The sequence below is a fragment of the Rhodophyticola sp. CCM32 genome, assembly GCF_004751985.1.
Classification (GTDB): Bacteria; Pseudomonadota; Alphaproteobacteria; order Rhodobacterales; family Rhodobacteraceae; genus Rhodophyticola.
Window position 1 is genome coordinate 1,274,103 of record NZ_CP038492.1, and the last position, 14,751, is coordinate 1,288,853.

12 protein-coding genes are annotated in these 14,751 nt (G+C 62.6%); 6 read left to right on the forward strand and 6 right to left on the reverse strand.

Features of this window, described 5'->3' with window-relative positions:
• Window position 1 precedes the first annotated feature (1 nt).
• From E2K80_RS06250 to E2K80_RS06270, 5 genes are all read right to left on the reverse strand, one after another.
• Window positions 2–2,041, reverse strand: a complete 2,040-nt coding sequence (locus tag E2K80_RS06250) for an ASKHA domain-containing protein (protein WP_135373766.1) — start codon at window positions 2,039–2,041, stop codon at window positions 2–4.
• A 58-nt stretch (window positions 2,042–2,099) separates the two neighbouring features.
• Complete coding sequence (locus E2K80_RS06255) at window positions 2,100–2,789, reverse strand: hypothetical protein (RefSeq protein ID WP_135373768.1); 690 nt, start codon at window positions 2,787–2,789, stop codon at window positions 2,100–2,102.
• 129 nt (window positions 2,790–2,918) lie between these two features.
• Window positions 2,919–3,884: a methyltetrahydrofolate cobalamin methyltransferase gene (locus E2K80_RS06260; RefSeq protein ID WP_135373770.1), complete on the reverse strand. Its 966-nt coding sequence runs from the start codon at window positions 3,882–3,884 to the stop codon at window positions 2,919–2,921.
• A 61-nt stretch (window positions 3,885–3,945) separates the two neighbouring features.
• Entirely contained in the window at window positions 3,946–4,869 is a 924-nt protein-coding gene (locus tag E2K80_RS06265; protein ID WP_135373772.1) for a methylenetetrahydrofolate reductase, read from the reverse strand.
• A gap of 39 nt (window positions 4,870–4,908) precedes the next feature.
• Window positions 4,909–5,220, reverse strand: a complete 312-nt coding sequence (locus E2K80_RS06270) for a virulence factor (RefSeq protein WP_135373774.1) — start codon at window positions 5,218–5,220, stop codon at window positions 4,909–4,911.
• 361 nt (window positions 5,221–5,581) lie between these two features.
• Here E2K80_RS06270 and E2K80_RS06275 point away from each other — a divergent pair, with 361 nt between their 5' ends.
• From E2K80_RS06275 to E2K80_RS06295, 5 genes are all read left to right on the forward strand, one after another.
• A complete protein-coding gene (locus tag E2K80_RS06275; RefSeq protein WP_135373775.1) occupies window positions 5,582–6,739 on the forward strand; it encodes a Ppx/GppA phosphatase family protein in 1,158 nt (385 codons plus the stop codon).
• A gap of 104 nt (window positions 6,740–6,843) precedes the next feature.
• Window positions 6,844–7,557, forward strand: a complete 714-nt coding sequence (locus tag E2K80_RS06280; RefSeq protein WP_135373777.1) for an RlmE family RNA methyltransferase — start codon at window positions 6,844–6,846, stop codon at window positions 7,555–7,557.
• Between the two features lie 87 nt (window positions 7,558–7,644).
• A complete protein-coding gene (guaB, locus tag E2K80_RS06285) occupies window positions 7,645–9,099 on the forward strand; it encodes an IMP dehydrogenase (protein ID WP_135373779.1) in 1,455 nt (484 codons plus the stop codon).
• Between the two features lie 31 nt (window positions 9,100–9,130).
• Complete coding sequence (locus E2K80_RS06290) at window positions 9,131–10,303, forward strand: RsmB/NOP family class I SAM-dependent RNA methyltransferase (protein WP_135373781.1); 1,173 nt, start codon at window positions 9,131–9,133, stop codon at window positions 10,301–10,303.
• A 226-nt stretch (window positions 10,304–10,529) separates the two neighbouring features.
• Window positions 10,530–12,785 (forward strand): hybrid sensor histidine kinase/response regulator, encoded by a 2,256-nt coding sequence (locus tag E2K80_RS06295; protein ID WP_238475668.1) that lies wholly within the window; start codon window positions 10,530–10,532, stop codon window positions 12,783–12,785.
• Between the two features lie 51 nt (window positions 12,786–12,836).
• Here the strand turns inward: E2K80_RS06295 and E2K80_RS06300 are convergent, their stop codons facing one another.
• Window positions 12,837–13,436, reverse strand: a complete 600-nt coding sequence (locus E2K80_RS06300; protein ID WP_238475669.1) for a gamma-glutamyl kinase — start codon at window positions 13,434–13,436, stop codon at window positions 12,837–12,839.
• A 189-nt stretch (window positions 13,437–13,625) separates the two neighbouring features.
• Here E2K80_RS06300 and recA point away from each other — a divergent pair, with 189 nt between their 5' ends.
• On the forward strand, window positions 13,626–14,711 hold the full coding sequence (gene recA, locus E2K80_RS06305; protein ID WP_210405432.1) for a recombinase RecA: 1,086 nt from the start codon (window positions 13,626–13,628) through the stop codon (window positions 14,709–14,711).
• Window positions 14,712–14,751 lie beyond the last annotated feature (40 nt).

Sequence of the window (14,751 nt, forward strand, 5' to 3'; positions counted from 1 at the left end):
GTCAGGCGCGGCGTCGGCGACGTCTGCCCCGGTCTGATCCGCCGCTGGCGCCAAAGGCAACCTTGGGCAATGGGGCGATCCGGGCCAGTTCCGGGAACGGATCGGTGGCATGCGGGATCGCATTGGCGTTGACGAAATGCTCCTGAAATTTCGGCTCCACCGCGGTTTCCACCTTGTGGATCCGGCCCACCGTCTGTTCGATCTGCGCCCGCGCGCCCCGGTTGCACAGCGCGATCCGCGCGCCGTGACCGGCGGCATTGCCCACGCTTTTGACCTTGTCCAGCGGCGCATCGGGGATCATGCCCAGAACCATCGCGTGTTTCGGGCTGATATGGGCACCGAAGGCCCCGGCCAGCAGCACCCGGTCCACCCGGTCCACCTCAAGCTTGTCCATCAACAGGCGCGCGCCCGCATAAAGGGCGGATTTCGCAAGCTGAATCGCCCGGATATCGCCCTGGGTCACGGTGATCCGCGGGCCGCCATCGGCGCTGCCATCATGGATCAGATAGGCATGGGTCCGGCCCTCGGGCTCGGCGCGGTTCGTGCCGGTCTGCGCGGCCGATCCGATCAGGCCCGAAGGGTCCAGAAGCCCCGCCATCCGCATCTCCGCCACGGCCTCGATAATGCCCGACCCACAGATGCCGGTGACGCCGGTCACTGCGGTGGCCTCGGCAAACCCCGGCGCATCCGACCACAGATCGCAGCCGATCACGCGAAACCGGGGCTCTTTGCTGTCCGGGTCAATCTCCACCCTTTCGATCGCGCCCGGCGCCGCGCGCTGACCCGAGCTGATCTGCGCGCCCTCAAAGGCCGGCCCGGTGGGGGAGGAACAGGCCAGCACCCGGGTTTTGTCGCCCAGAAGAATTTCCGCATTGGTGCCCACATCGACGATCAGCACCAGATCATCGGATTGATCCGGCGCCTCGCTCAACGCCACGGCGGCGGCATCGGCCCCCACATGGCCCGCGATACAGGGCAGCAGGTAGACCTGTGCCTCTGCATTCAGGGCGGTCAGGTCCAGATCGCGGGCGGGCAGGGTCAGGCTGCCGGAACTGGCCAGCGCAAAGGGAGCCTGGCCCAGCTCCACCGGGTCGATGCCAAGCAGCAGGTGATGCATCACCGGGTTGCAGACAAAGACGGTTTCCATGATCAGCGCCGGGTCAATCCCGGCCTCCTGGGCAATCTCGCGGGCCAGATCATTGATCGCCGCGCGCACCGCATTGGTCATTTCCACATCGCCGCCGGGGTTCATCATCACATAGGACACCCGGCTCATCAGATCCTCGCCAAAGCGGATCTGCGGGTTCATCAGCCCGGAGGAGGCGCAGACCGCGCCGGTCACCAGATCGCAGAGATGTGCGGAAATGGTGGTGGAGCCCAGATCAATCGCCAGCCCGTAAAGCCCGCCTTCATGGAGACCGGGCCAGACATCCAGAATTTGGATTTTCTCTGAATTCGCAGGGGTATGGAGGGCGACGCTAACCTGCCATTCCCCCTTGCGCAGCGCCGGTTGCAGCTTGCGCAGAACCGGCAGCCCGGCGGTCACATCCTCGACCCCCCATTGATCGCTGAGCGCCTGGCAGACCCGTTCCAGATCACCGGAGGGTTCATGCATGTCGGGCGCCTGCACCTCGATCAGCACCAGGCGTGTGGCCGGGTCCATGGTGATCGGCCGGGCGGAGGCGGCCTTGCGCACCACCTGCCGGTGCACCTGGCTTTCCGGCGGCACATCCACCAGCAGATCGCCCTGTACCGTCGCCTGACAGCCAAGGCGGCGGCCCTCACCAAGGCCACGCAGCCGGTCATACCGCTCTTCCACCGCGTTCCAGCCCGACAGGGCGGTCTCGGACACGGTGACCCCGTGTTTCGGGAAATCGCCGAAGGCGGGTGTGATCTGGCATTTGGAGCAGATACCCCGCCCGCCGCAGACCGAATCCAGATCGACACCCAACTGCCGCGCGGCGGTCAGAACCGGGGTGCCCACGGGGAAATGCCCGCGTTTGCCGGAAGGGGTGAAAATGACAAGCGGGTCGGTGGACATCAGCGGGGCCTGTGGATGATCAGATGGAAGGCATGCGGGCGACCTGTGGCACCCTGCTTTAGCTCAGAAAGCCGTTGCCGAACAGCCAGACGGCCAGAGGCACGGGGGCCACAGCCAGGCAGAGCGTCAGGACCACGGGCAGGGCAGAGAAGACCCGGCTGAGACCGGCCAGAAGCGACAGGCCGCCACCGCCGCCGATCAGGGCATTGCCGGGCAGGTTGACCAGAAGCGCCAGGGCCAGATAGCGATAATCGACCAGCCAGGTTGCGGCCCAGGCAGGCAGACGGTCGCGCAACAGCGCCAGACGTCCCTTGGGCGATAGCGGTGCGATGTCGGCGATCATGCGACAGGCCGATTTCATATGCAGGTCCAGAAACAGCCGGTGCAGGACGGTGATCGGCAGATACCGGCCCAGAAGATAGGCAAACAGCATGCCCAGAACCGTGGCCAGATAGACCGCAGGCGCTATGTCGGCCCCGCGCATGACCAAAAGTGAGAGGCCGATCTCGATCCCCGGGACAAACGGCACCGATATCAGAATTGCATAGAGCAACAGCACCCCGCAGGTCAGCCCAATCCGCATCGCTATACGGTCCGCTGCGGGCAGTTGATCGCTGAGCGTCATTGCAAGATCGTACAGCGAGACCAGAAGAACGGCTGCGCCAATCACAATCGCGCAGCGCAGGGCCAGCCGGGGCAGGGCCACACGCCATGGCGGCGGGGTCAGATCCTGTGACCGACGGGTCATAGGGCAGGTTCGGGCAGGGGCATTCAGGCTCCAGCGCTGTGATCGGCAAACTGTCTGCGCCAAATTGCCTATGGGTCAATGCACGGTTTCGCAAGCGGAATACTGCGCATCGTGGGGGAAACGCCGCGCTCACCCGCGCCGGCGCCCGCCCCGCCGGCCACCCCGACCGCCGCCTGCGGCCTGGGCTGCCTGCGCCGCCTGAGGGAAGGCCGCGCCGTCTTTCACCGCCTCCAGTACGCGGGCAAAGCTGATCCATTTTCCGCCATTAGCGTCATGATTCATAAGGAAATTCGCGGCATTCACCGCTTCCATCTCGACCGGGCGGACCGGGTTCATGATCGCGCTGGTCATGCCGGCGCCGATCGCCATGGGCAGGAAAGCGGCATTGATACCGTGCCGGTTGGGCAGCCCGAAAGAAATATTGGATGCCCCGCAGGTGGTGTTGACCCCCAGCTCTTCCCGCAGTTTTGCGACCAGCGTGAAGACCTGACGCCCGGCGGTGGCCATGGCACCCACCGGCATCACCAGCGGGTCAACCACGATGTCATGGGCCGGAATGCCGAAATCGGCGGCGCGTTCGACAATCTTCTTGGCGACGGAAAACCGCACATCGGGGTCTTCGCTGATCCCGGTATCGTCGTTCGAGATGGCCACAACCGGCACATTGTATTTCTTGACCAGTGGCAGGATCGCCTCCAGCCGCTCTTCCTCTCCGGTGACGGAATTCAGAAGCGGACGGCCCTCGGCCACGGCCAGCCCGGCCTCAAGTGCGGCGGGAACCGAACTGTCGATGCAAAGCGGCACATCCACCAGACCCTGCACGATATTCAGCACCTTGGTCATCAAAGGCGGTTCGGTCTCGTTCGGGTTGGGGTTGGAGTTATAGACAACGCCCGCATTGATATCGAGCACCATGGCCCCGCAGGCGACCTGTTCCAGCGCGTCTTTCTCGACGGTGGAGAAATCGCCTGCCTCCAGCTGTGCGGCCAGCAGTTTCCGGCCAGTGGGGTTGATCCGCTCTCCGATGACGCAAAACGGCTCATCAAAGCCGATCACGACGGTTTTGGATTTGGATTCAAGAACGGTGCGGGTCATGAAAGATCCTGTTCAGGGGGTGGCGGGGGTCAGATGTTGTAAAACTCGATAGGGGCAGAGGTCAGGTCTGCGCCGGACGGGTGGAGGCGCCGCCATTGTCGATGGCCCATTGCGCGCTTTTCTTTATCCCGCCAAGCGGAAAGAAATGGACGGACTCGATGTTGAAATCGGGGTTTGCCGCCTTGTGGGTGGCCAGCCTGGTGATGATCTCCGTCGGCTCGAATGGCAGCAGCAGTTTGGTGACATCCCTGGCGCGTTTTTGCAACACGTCCAGCGAGGGGCCGACACCGCAGGCGATGGCAAAGCCGATCAGGGTTTGCAACCTGGCCGGGCCTGCGATGCCGATATGGATCGGCAGGCGAATGCCCTCGGCAGCCAGACGGTCGGCCCAGGCGATGATCGGATCCGCCTCAAAGGCGAACTGGGTGGCGATGGCCATATCCGCATCGCTGCGCGCCGCGAAATCCTGTTTCCAGCGCAGCGCCTGCATCACCATGGCATCGCCGCCACCCGGGTCGATATCGCGGTTGCCTTCCGGGTGGCCGGCCACATGCAGATGGGTGAACCCCGCCTTGTCGAACAGTCCGGTTTCCATCAGTTGCATGGAACTGTCGAAATCACCTGCGGGGGTGGCGGGGCCACCGGCCAGCAACAGGGCCTGGGTCACCCCGGCCTCGCCCTGATAGCGCGCGATCCAGTCGGCCAGCGTGGCGCGGTCCCTGATGATCCGCGCCGGGAAATGCGGCATGACCCGGTAGCCATCACCGACAAGCCGCGCGGCAGTGGCCACCATATCGTCAATCGGTGTTCCCTCGATATGGGCGATATAGACCCGGGTGCCTTCGGGCAGCAGGGTGCGGAAATCCTCCACCTTCTCTGCGGTGCGCGGGATCACCTCGATCGAATAGCCCTGCAGGAAAGCCTCAACCGCGGGATTGGCCGTTTGCGGCGGGGGGGCGGGGCGTTTGAAATTCAGCAGGGCCATTATGTTCTCCCATAGTGATGTCGAGCCTGAAATCATGGATCAGGCGGCTTTGCCGCTGTCCCATCCGTCATTGGCAATCAGGGTTTTCAGACGCGCCTGATCATAGCTGCGATCCAGGGCCTCGGCCTGGGTTCGGGCAATCTCATCGGGTTCGCCCTCAACCTCGAAAGCTTCGGCTTTGCGCCAGTCCGCCAGATAGGCATCATCGTCTTTGGCGCCGACTTTCATCGCGCAGCGGTCGATGGCTTGCTCAAACCGTTCGGGCAGGGGGGCTTTCGACCCGCGCCGGCCCTTGCCCACGATGATCTGGGCCGGGATATCACGCCAGTAGACGATGGTGACTGCGGGCATATGCGAATCCTCTGTTGCTGCCGGTCACCATAGAAGCGCGCGCGCCGGGTCTTCAGCCTGTTTTCGACATCAATTGGGGCCGGAACGACCCCGGTGACCGTCATAGAAGTTTCATGGCCGCCCGGCCACCGGGGCGGACCCTCAAAATTCTCATGATCATCTTGAGCTTATAGCGGTTTGCATTTGATCTTTACCGAAAACCGCTGCCTCTCGCCTTCGGCTCGAACGCGGTTTTCGATGGGACTGCCTCATATAAAACGCAAAACGCTTTAGCCAAAGCCCGGGGGCGGGCGTTCAGGAACAGCATTGTGGGATTGCGCCCGGAAGGTTACATTTACATGACTTTGATTTGGAGGGGCTGATGTCAGGCAAACACCCCCGTGGTGGCGCCCCGTTTCCCAGGCCTTTCGGGCCGGTGACACCGATCCCGCCCGCGTCGGGCGACCGGGGCCGGAAAGCTGACACCCGCCCCGATCCTGCGGATCTCTATGCCGCGCTGGATCTGGGCACAAATTCCTGCCGCATGCTGATCGCACAGCCCAAGGGCAACCAGTTGCATGTGGTGGATTCCTTTTCGAAATCCGTACAGCTTGGTCAGGGGCTGGAAGCCTCGGGGCGGCTGTCGCGCAGTTCCATGGCCCGCGCGGTGGGCGCGTTGAAGATTTGCCAGCGGAAACTGGGGCAACATGATGTGCGCCGCGCCCGGCTGGTGGCGACCGAGGCCTGCCGGCGGGCCAGCAATGCGGGCGATTTCATCAATGTGGTGAAACGCGATACCGGGCTGGAACTGGAGATCATTCAGCCGGAGGAGGAAGCCCGGCTGGCGGTTGTGTCCTGCGCGCCGCTGGTCTCGACCCGGACCGAGCAATTGCTGGTGGTCGATATCGGTGGCGGCTCCACCGAACTGGTCTGGATCGATCTTGCCCGGGTGCCGTCGCTGGAACGGCCCCGCGCGATCATGCGGCTGCATCAGGGGTTCGATCAGGAAGACACGGTGTTCCCCCGCGCCAAGGTGGTGGACTGGATTTCCGTACCGCTTGGGGTCGCGACCCTGAAGGACATGTATGCCGATGTGGCCGATGATTCTGCCCGCTTTGCCCTGATGAGTTGGTTTTTTGAAGAGCAGCTGGCAGAGTTTTCCCCCTATGCGGATGCGGCCGATCAGGCCCGCGAGGGGTTTCAGATCATCGGCACCAGCGGCACGGTGACCACGGTTGCGGCCAGCCATCTGGGGCTGCGGCGCTATGATCGCAACAAGGTGGATGGGTTGCGGATGACCTCGGACCAGATCGACACGGTTATTCAGGGCTATCTGGGTCTGGGCCCTGAAGGGCGGCGGCGCGACCCGCGGATCGGGCGCGACCGGCAGACCCTGATCATGTCGGGCTCGGCGATTTTGCAGGCCCTGCTCAGGGTCTGGCCCACGGACCGGTTGAGCGTGGCCGACCGGGGACTGCGCGAGGGGCTGTTATATGCGCAGATGTCTTCGGATGGCGTGTTGGAGGATGGGCCCTTATAGAAGGGGTGCGCGGCCTCGTCGGCCCCATGCGGGGCGCTCCTCGGCCGCGACGCCTCCGGCGGGGATATTTATCAAGCAGAGAAACGAAGGACCATAAGCAAGGCATGGCGAAGGGCACAAGCGGGCGCGGGCAGCGCGATTTACGGGTCAAGGTGAAGACCGCGCGGGGGCGCAAGCTAAGCTCGACCCTGTGGCTGGAGCGGCAGTTGAACGACCCGTATGTGAAGCGGGCCCAGGCCGAGGGATATCGCGGGCGCGCGGCGTTCAAGATATCCGAGCTGGATGACAGGTACCGCTTTCTGGTGCCGGGCGCGCGGGTGGTCGATCTGGGCTGTGCGCCGGGTGGCTGGTGTCAGGTGGCGGTGGGCCGGGTGAATGCGCTTGGCGAGAAATCGGGCAAGGCGGTGGGCCGGGTGATCGGGCTGGATCTGCAGGAGGTGGAGCCGATTGCAGGTGCGGAGATCCATCTGCTGGATTTCATGGAAGACGGGGCGGATGATCAGGTGAAGGGCTGGCTGGCTGGCCGGGCCGATGTGGTGATGAGCGATATGGCGGCCTCGGCCTCGGGCCATAAGCAGACCGATCATTTGCGGATCATCGCGCTTTGCGAGGCGGCCGCGGAACTGGCGTTTGACGTGCTGGAGGAGGGCGGGACCTTTGTGGCCAAGGTACTGGCCGGGGGCGCCGAGGGCGCATTGCAGAAACGGCTGAAACAGCATTTCACCAAGGTTGCGAATGTGAAACCGGGGGCCAGCCGGGCGGACAGTTCCGAGAAATTCGTGGTGGCGACCGGGTTCAGGGGGGCGATGACGGAATAGTGCCGTGCCTACCAGATTTAGGGCTTCCCCTCGGGCCCGCCCCATGAGATAGCAACATGCCAACTGAAACTCCCGCTGGAGGCCGTTATGGAGATTCGTGAGGCGCTTACCTTTGATGATGTTCTGCTGGTTCCCGGCGCATCAAACGTGTTGCCCAGCACGGCGGATACGCGGACCCAGGTGACCGCGTCGATCGCTTTGAACATTCCGCTGCTCAGTTCCGCCATGGATACGGTGACCGAGGCCCGGATGGCGATTGCCATGGCCCAGGCCGGCGGCATGGGGGTGATCCATCGCAATCTGGATATCGAGGCGCAGGCCCGCGAGGTGCGCCGGGTGAAGCGGTTTGAAAGCGGGGTTGTGTATAATCCGATCACGCTCAGCCCCGATCAGACCCTGGCCGATGCCAAGGCCCTGCAGGAGCGGTATCGGATCACCGGGTTTCCGGTGGTTGACGATACGGGCCGGGTTCTGGGCATCGTCACCAATCGTGACATGCGCTTTGCCACGGATGAGGCCACGCCGGTGCGGGTGATGATGACCTCGGACAATCTGGCGATGCTGGAGGAACCTGCCGATCTGGCCGAGGCCCGCAGCCTGATGCAGGCGCGGCGGATCGAGAAGCTGCTGGTGGTCAGCAAGGCAGGGCGGCTGACCGGGCTTCTGACGATCAAGGATATTGAACAGGCGGTGTTGAACCCCCATGCCTGCAAGGATGAGTTGGGGCGGCTCAGGGTGGCGGCGGCAACGACCGTGGGGGATGCGGGCTATGAACGGTCCGAGGCACTGGTCGAGGCCGGTTGCGACCTGATCGTGATCGACACTGCCCATGGGCATTCCGAAGGGGTGGCCCATGCGGTGGAACGGGTCAAGAAACTGTCCAATGCGGTGCAGGTGGTTGCGGGCAATGTGGCAACGGGGGAAGCGACACGCGCCCTGATCGGGGCGGGTGCCGATGGGGTGAAAGTGGGGATCGGGCCGGGCTCGATCTGCACCACGCGGATTGTGGCCGGAGTGGGCGTGCCGCAACTGACCGCGATCATGGATTGCGCCGAGGCAGCGGCCCGGACCGGGACACCGGTGATTGCCGATGGCGGCATCAAATATTCCGGTGATTTCGCCAAGGCGATCGCGGCGGGCGCCCATTGCGCCATGGTTGGCAGCATGATCGCGGGGACCGATGAAAGCCCCGGAGAAGTCATTTTATATCAGGGGCGTAGCTTTAAAAGTTATCGCGGCATGGGCTCACTTGGGGCGATGGCGCGGGGCTCTGCCGACCGGTATTTCCAGAAAGATGCGGCCAGCGACAAACTGGTGCCCGAAGGGATTGAGGGGCAGGTGCCTTACAAGGGCAGTGCCGGGGCGGTGGTGCATCAGCTGGTGGGCGGGCTGCGGGCCGCGATGGGCTATACCGGCAGCGCCACCGTGGCCGAGATGCGGGAAGGGTGCCGGTTTGTCCGCATCACCGGATCCGGGCTGAAGGAAAGCCATGTCCATGATGTGCAGATCACACGGGAAAGCCCGAATTATCGTTTGGGATAGATATGTTGCGGCCTGATCCTCAGGTGTTCACATGACCCCCGCAGCCCGGTATGCCGCTGCGATTACGGTGCTTGATCTCTGGCTTGCCGGCATGCCGGTGGAAAAGGCGCTGACCGGATGGGCGCGGGGAGCACGGTATGCCGGTTCCAAAGACCGGGCAGCCGTGCGCGATCATCTGTTTGATATCCTGCGCCGCAAGGGCAGTTGCGCGGCCCTTGGCGGGGGCGGGACGGGGCGCGGGTTTGTGCTTGGGCTGCTGCGCCTGACGGGGCAGGACCCCGCAGAGATATTCACCGGGGCGGGCTATGCGCCGGACCCGTTGACGGGGGCCGAGGCCGTTTCCCCCGATCTTCTGCCTGATCCGTCTCTGGATATACCGGACTGGTTGCACCCTGCGCTGGCCAGTCAATACGGGTCAGACCTGCCCCCGCTGATCGCCGCGTTGGGGCAGAGGGCGCCGGTTTTCCTGCGCATCAATCAGCGCAAAACATCGCGGGCCAAGGCTGTTGCGGCCTTATCCTCAGCCATGATCGAGGCGCGGGTGGTGAAGGGCTGCGAGACAGCGCTGGAGGTTCTGTCCGGCCAGCGCAAATTGCGGCAGGCCTCGGCCTATCTGGAGGGGCTGGTGGAATTGCAGGATCTCTCGGTCCAGCGCGCCTGCGCAGCCGTGGATTGGCCCGGTCAGGGCCGGATTCTGGATTATTGCGCCGGCGGGGGTGGCAAGGCTTTGGCGATTGCCGCCCGGTCCGATGCCGAGGTCACGGTGCATGATGCCCGGCCTGAACGCATGGCTGATCTGCCCGCCCGGGCCGCGCGGGCGGGTGTGCGGCTGATGCAGCAGACGACAGATGCCTTACCCTCTGGCGATCCGTTTGATCTTGTGCTGACCGATGTGCCCTGTTCCGGCAGCGGAACATGGCGGCGCGATCCTGAGGCGAAATGGCGGCTGACGCCGGACAGGCTGGCAGAATTGCAGGCGCTGCAAAGGCAGATATTGCAGCTTGCGGCGGGGCTGGTGCGGCCGGGCGGGCGGCTGGTCTATATGACCTGTTCTTTGCTGCGCGCGGAAAATCAGGATCAGATAGAGGCGTTTCTGGCCCGGCAATCAGGCTGGGTGCAGACCGCCCGTCATGTTGACACGCCGCTGACGGCCTCGGACGGGTTTTTCATGGCTGAGTTGACGCAAACCCGCCCCGCAGCCTAGAAATTCCATGGGGAGCCGGGAATAAGCCGCTGAATTAAGACCTGTTTAAGCAATTTCCTGCGACATTGACGATGACGAATCGAAATGGAGGTTGGTTGTGGCGGATCAGGCGGTTGTGACTGGCGATTTGCCGGTCCCTATGGAAACGCCTCCAAACCAGCCGCGGGTGCTTTTCGCCCTGGCCCTCATTTGTGCGGCTGCCGGTTGGGTTGTGCCGTCACCGATTATGACCCTGATATTCTTTGCAGCCGCAGGCTCGATCCTGGCCCTGACAGGACTTGTCATGCTGATCGCGATTTTGCACCGCACACGGGAACGGCGTGTGCTGAGGCGCATGGTTGCACTGATTGAACGCGATCCTGCGCCCTGTTTATGTACCGATAAACACGGTGGTGTGGTGGCCCAGAACCAGGCGGCAACAGATCTCTTTGGGTCTCGGGTCGGGCAACCCGTGTCGCGGGCCCTTTCCGGGGTTCTGGCCAATGCCCCGGCGGTGGTTTTCCGGCAGGAAGCCACTTTAGCCCGAAGCGGGATGGCGCGGGAAACCGTGGTCACGCGCAAGGCCAATGTGCGGCTTACAGCCCATCGTGTGAGCACCGGGGCGCTTTGGCGGCTGGATGAAACGGTCGAAAGCGCCTCTCGCAGCGGGGATCATATCGCCCTGCCGATGATGGTGGTCAGTCCGAATGATACGATCCTGTCGATGAATGACGCGATGCGCGATACGCTTGGGCGGCGGGCGCACAGCCTGTCGCAGATCTTCACACAATTGCCGCTGGTCTCCGGCCAGCGGCGCAGTCTGCAAACCGAGGCTGGTATATATGATGTGACCCCGGTGGAGATCAGAGCCGGGGGTGGCAGGCGCGAGATCTATGTCATCCCTGCGGGCGGGATGGCCGGGGGCAGTGATGAAGGGGTGGCGGCCCGCGCGTTTGAGGCCCTGCCGGTGGCGCTGGTTCATATCGGGCGCGAGGGGGAGGTTCTGGCCTTCAACCAGCATGCCCAGACATTGTTGGGCCTGACCCAGGGCGAAGGGCCGTTTTTGTCAAATCTGGTGGAAGGGCTTGGCCGACCGGTCGATGACTGGCTGCGCGATACGCTGGAAGAACGTATTCCGCATCGCCCGGAAGTCGTGCGCGCCAAACGACGCGACAAGGATTGTTTTCTGCAGATCACACTGGGGCGGATCGCCACCAGCAAGGGCCCCTCGCTGCTGGCCGTGCTGCATGACGCGACAGAGTTGAAAACGCTGGAGCAGCAATTCGTGCAAAGCCAGAAGATGCAGGCCATCGGGGAGCTTGCCGGTGGCATCGCCCATGATTTCAACAATCTGCTGACCGCCATCACCGGGCATTGCGACCTGTTGCTTCTGCGTCATGACCAGGGCGACCCGGATTATGGAGATCTGATGCAGATCAATCAGAATGCCAACCGCGCGGCCAGTCTGGTCGGCCAGTTGCTGGCATTTTCCCGCAAGCAGACATTGCAGCCGGAACTGCTCGACCTGCGCGACACGATGGGCGATCTGACCCATCTGCTGAACCGGCTGGTGGGAGAGAAGATTCAACTGCACCTGTCCCATGATCCCGGGCTGTTGCCGATCCGGGCCGACCGTCGGCAGCTGGATCAGGTTTTGATGAATCTGGTGGTCAATGCCCGTGACGCGATGCCCGAAGGCGGCACGGTCCATGTCGAGACACATATGCTCCGCCTGACTGAACCGATGCGTCGTGACCAGGCCGAACTGCCTCCAGGTCACTATGTCTCAATCTCTGTCAGGGATACTGGCACCGGCATCGCGGCAGACAGGCTGCGCCGGATTTTTGAACCCTTCTACACCACCAAAGTCGTGGGGGAGGGAACCGGGCTTGGCCTGTCCATGGCCTATGGGATTATCAAGCAGACCGGCGGATATATCTTTGCCGACAGTGTTCTGGGAGAGGGAACGACCTTCACGATCTATTGCCCGGCACATGACCGGCTGTCAGAGGATGCAGCCCCTGATTCTGATTTGCCGAAACCGGGCATATCCGAGCCGTCCTGTGCCGAGGCGCCCGCAGATCAACCGGATCAGGCGGGCGCCCTGCCCGAAACCGGGGGACCGGTTTCGGGACCTGCGGATGGTGTGGTGCTTCTGGTTGAGGATGAGGCCCCGGTCCGGGCCTTTGCATCGCGGGCCTTGCGGTTGAGGGGGTACACGGTTCTTGAGGCGGAAAATGCGGAAGAGGCGCTTGAAAAACTGCGCGATGCCTCGCTCAGCATTGATGTGTTTGTGACCGATGTCGTAATGCCGGGCATGGATGGCCCAAGCTGGGTGCGCGAGGCGCTGAAAGACCGGCCCGGCGTCAAGGTGGTGTTCGTGTCCGGCTATGCGGAAGATGCGCTGGACAAGACCAGCGAGGAAATCCCCAATTCGGTCTTTCTGCCGAAACCCTTCTCTCTGTCTGATCTGACCGCAACGGTGCAGCGCCAGCTACATTGACAATATTCGGGTGCCAGCGGCCTGCATGACGGCCTGCGGGGCTGCATCATGTCAGGGTTTCTGCTGCAACAGCCAGTCCCAAAGATCGAAATCCGCAGACCGCTCTGCACGCAACCGGGTTTCAAGTTTCGAGGACAGGTGCACCGGTATTTTGGGAGAAATATTGGAACGGGGCAGGGTGAGGGTTTCGCCGATCCGCCCCTCCAGGAATGTCACCGCATCTGCCAGCCGGTCATAGCGGAACAGATGGGTGACGCCGCAGGCCGTGTCTTCCCCGCGCAGAAACCGGGCCTGAGACCCGATATTGGCGAAAGCAGGCGGGCTCTCTTCCAGCCAGGCGGTGACGAAATCCTCGAAACTGATCGCTTCGGTCGAGTTTTCCCGGCCGGAAAGTTGCGGACGCCGGCGATACCGGTACCAGCTGTCGAGCCAGGAAATCGGCTCGCGCATGATCGCCATGCTTTCCATGGGATGACTGCCCCGTTGTTCGAAGAATCCCGATAAATTATTGTGATAGCGGCGGACAGATACATGTTTCATGCCCGGCGGGTTCAGAATGGCTGTGCTGGCAAAAGGCCGGGCGGCTGTCTCCAACGCGGTGGTGCCGGTTTTCGGCACCGCAAAGAGGACCAGTTTTTGCTTCCAAAACATTAACATAGCCGCACCTTTGCCGAACATAGCCAGTCGTAACCTGTCTTTAACCCTTCACAGGAAAAACTGGGCTTCACAAGATTTTACTTGAAATGTTCTCTTTTTGTGCGCATCACCAATGCAGAACAAGAGGCGAACACGAGCATCATTGCCGCCCCTGTGGTGGTATGAAATAAGGAATCAATACACATGGCAATGGCGAACATTCTGGACATGACCGACCGAAAATCCGCGGATAAGCAAAAGGCGCTGGACAGTGCCCTGGCCCAGATCGAACGCCAGTTCGGCAAAGGCTCCATCATGAAACTGGGGGGCGACAATGCCCTGCAGGATATCGAAGCCACCTCCACCGGCTCTCTGGGGCTGGATATTGCCCTTGGCATTGGCGGCTTGCCGAAAGGCCGGGTTGTGGAGATTTATGGCCCGGAAAGCTCGGGCAAAACCACATTGACCCTGCATGTGGTGGCGGAAGAGCAGAAGAAAGGCGGGGTCTGCGCCTTTGTCGATGCCGAACATGCGCTGGACCCGCAATATGCCAGGAAACTGGGGGTCGATCTGGATGAACTGCTGATCAGCCAGCCGGATACAGGCGAACAGGCGCTGGAAATCGTCGATACGCTGGTGCGTTCCGGCGCGGTCAATCTGGTGGTGGTCGATTCGGTGGCCGCACTGACCCCGAAATCCGAGCTTGAGGGCGATATGGGGGACAGTTCGGTTGGTGTGCATGCGCGCCTGATGAGCCAGGCCATGCGCAAGCTGACCAGCTCGATCAGCCGGTCCAACTGCATGGTGATCTTCATCAACCAGATCCGCATGAAGATCGGCGTCATGTTCGGCTCGCCCGAGACGACAACCGGCGGCAATGCCCTGAAATTCTATTCCTCTGTCCGGCTCGATATTCGCCGGATCGGCGCGCTGAAGGACCGTGATGAAGTGGTGGGCAACGCAACCCGGGTGAAAGTGGTGAAAAACAAGGTCGCGCCGCCCTTCAAGCAGGTTGAGTTCGACATCATGTATGGCGAGGGCATCTCGAAAATGGGGGAGTTGCTGGACCTGGGCAACAAGGCTGGCGTGGTGGAAAAATCAGGCTCCTGGTTTTCCTATGGGGATGAGCGGATCGGCCAGGGCCGGGAAAATGCCAAACAGTTCCTGAAGGACAATCCCGCAATCGCGCTGGAAATCGAAGACAAGATCCGCGCCGCCCATGGGCTGGATTTCGATATGGCTCCGGGAGAGGTGAAAGCCGATGCCGATGAGGATATGATCGAGGATTGAGCACCCCCGGTCACGGCCGCGCGCGTGCGCGCGCCCCCCG

What these genes read in the sequence shown, in the direction of transcription:
- E2K80_RS06250 (WP_135373766.1), bottom strand. Translation starts at nt 2,041, where the DNA reads ATGTCCACCGACCCGCTTGTCATTTTCACCCCTTCCGGCAAACGCGGG.
- E2K80_RS06255 (WP_135373768.1), bottom strand. Translation starts at nt 2,789, where the DNA reads ATGACCCGTCGGTCACAGGATCTGACCCCGCCGCCATGGCGTGTGGCC.
- E2K80_RS06260 (WP_135373770.1), bottom strand. Translation starts at nt 3,884, where the DNA reads ATGACCCGCACCGTTCTTGAATCCAAATCCAAAACCGTCGTGATCGGC.
- E2K80_RS06265 (WP_135373772.1), bottom strand. Translation starts at nt 4,869, where the DNA reads ATGGCCCTGCTGAATTTCAAACGCCCCGCCCCCCCGCCGCAAACGGCC.
- E2K80_RS06270 (WP_135373774.1), bottom strand. Translation starts at nt 5,220, where the DNA reads ATGCCCGCAGTCACCATCGTCTACTGGCGTGATATCCCGGCCCAGATC.
- E2K80_RS06275 (WP_135373775.1), top strand. Translation starts at nt 5,582, where the DNA reads ATGTCAGGCAAACACCCCCGTGGTGGCGCCCCGTTTCCCAGGCCTTTC.
- E2K80_RS06280 (WP_135373777.1), top strand. Translation starts at nt 6,844, where the DNA reads ATGGCGAAGGGCACAAGCGGGCGCGGGCAGCGCGATTTACGGGTCAAG.
- guaB (WP_135373779.1), top strand. Translation starts at nt 7,645, where the DNA reads ATGGAGATTCGTGAGGCGCTTACCTTTGATGATGTTCTGCTGGTTCCC.
- E2K80_RS06290 (WP_135373781.1), top strand. Translation starts at nt 9,131, where the DNA reads ATGACCCCCGCAGCCCGGTATGCCGCTGCGATTACGGTGCTTGATCTC.
- E2K80_RS06295 (WP_238475668.1), top strand. Translation starts at nt 10,530, where the DNA reads ATGACCCTGATATTCTTTGCAGCCGCAGGCTCGATCCTGGCCCTGACA.
- E2K80_RS06300 (WP_238475669.1), bottom strand. Translation starts at nt 13,436, where the DNA reads ATGTTTTGGAAGCAAAAACTGGTCCTCTTTGCGGTGCCGAAAACCGGC.
- recA (WP_210405432.1), top strand. Translation starts at nt 13,626, where the DNA reads ATGGCAATGGCGAACATTCTGGACATGACCGACCGAAAATCCGCGGAT.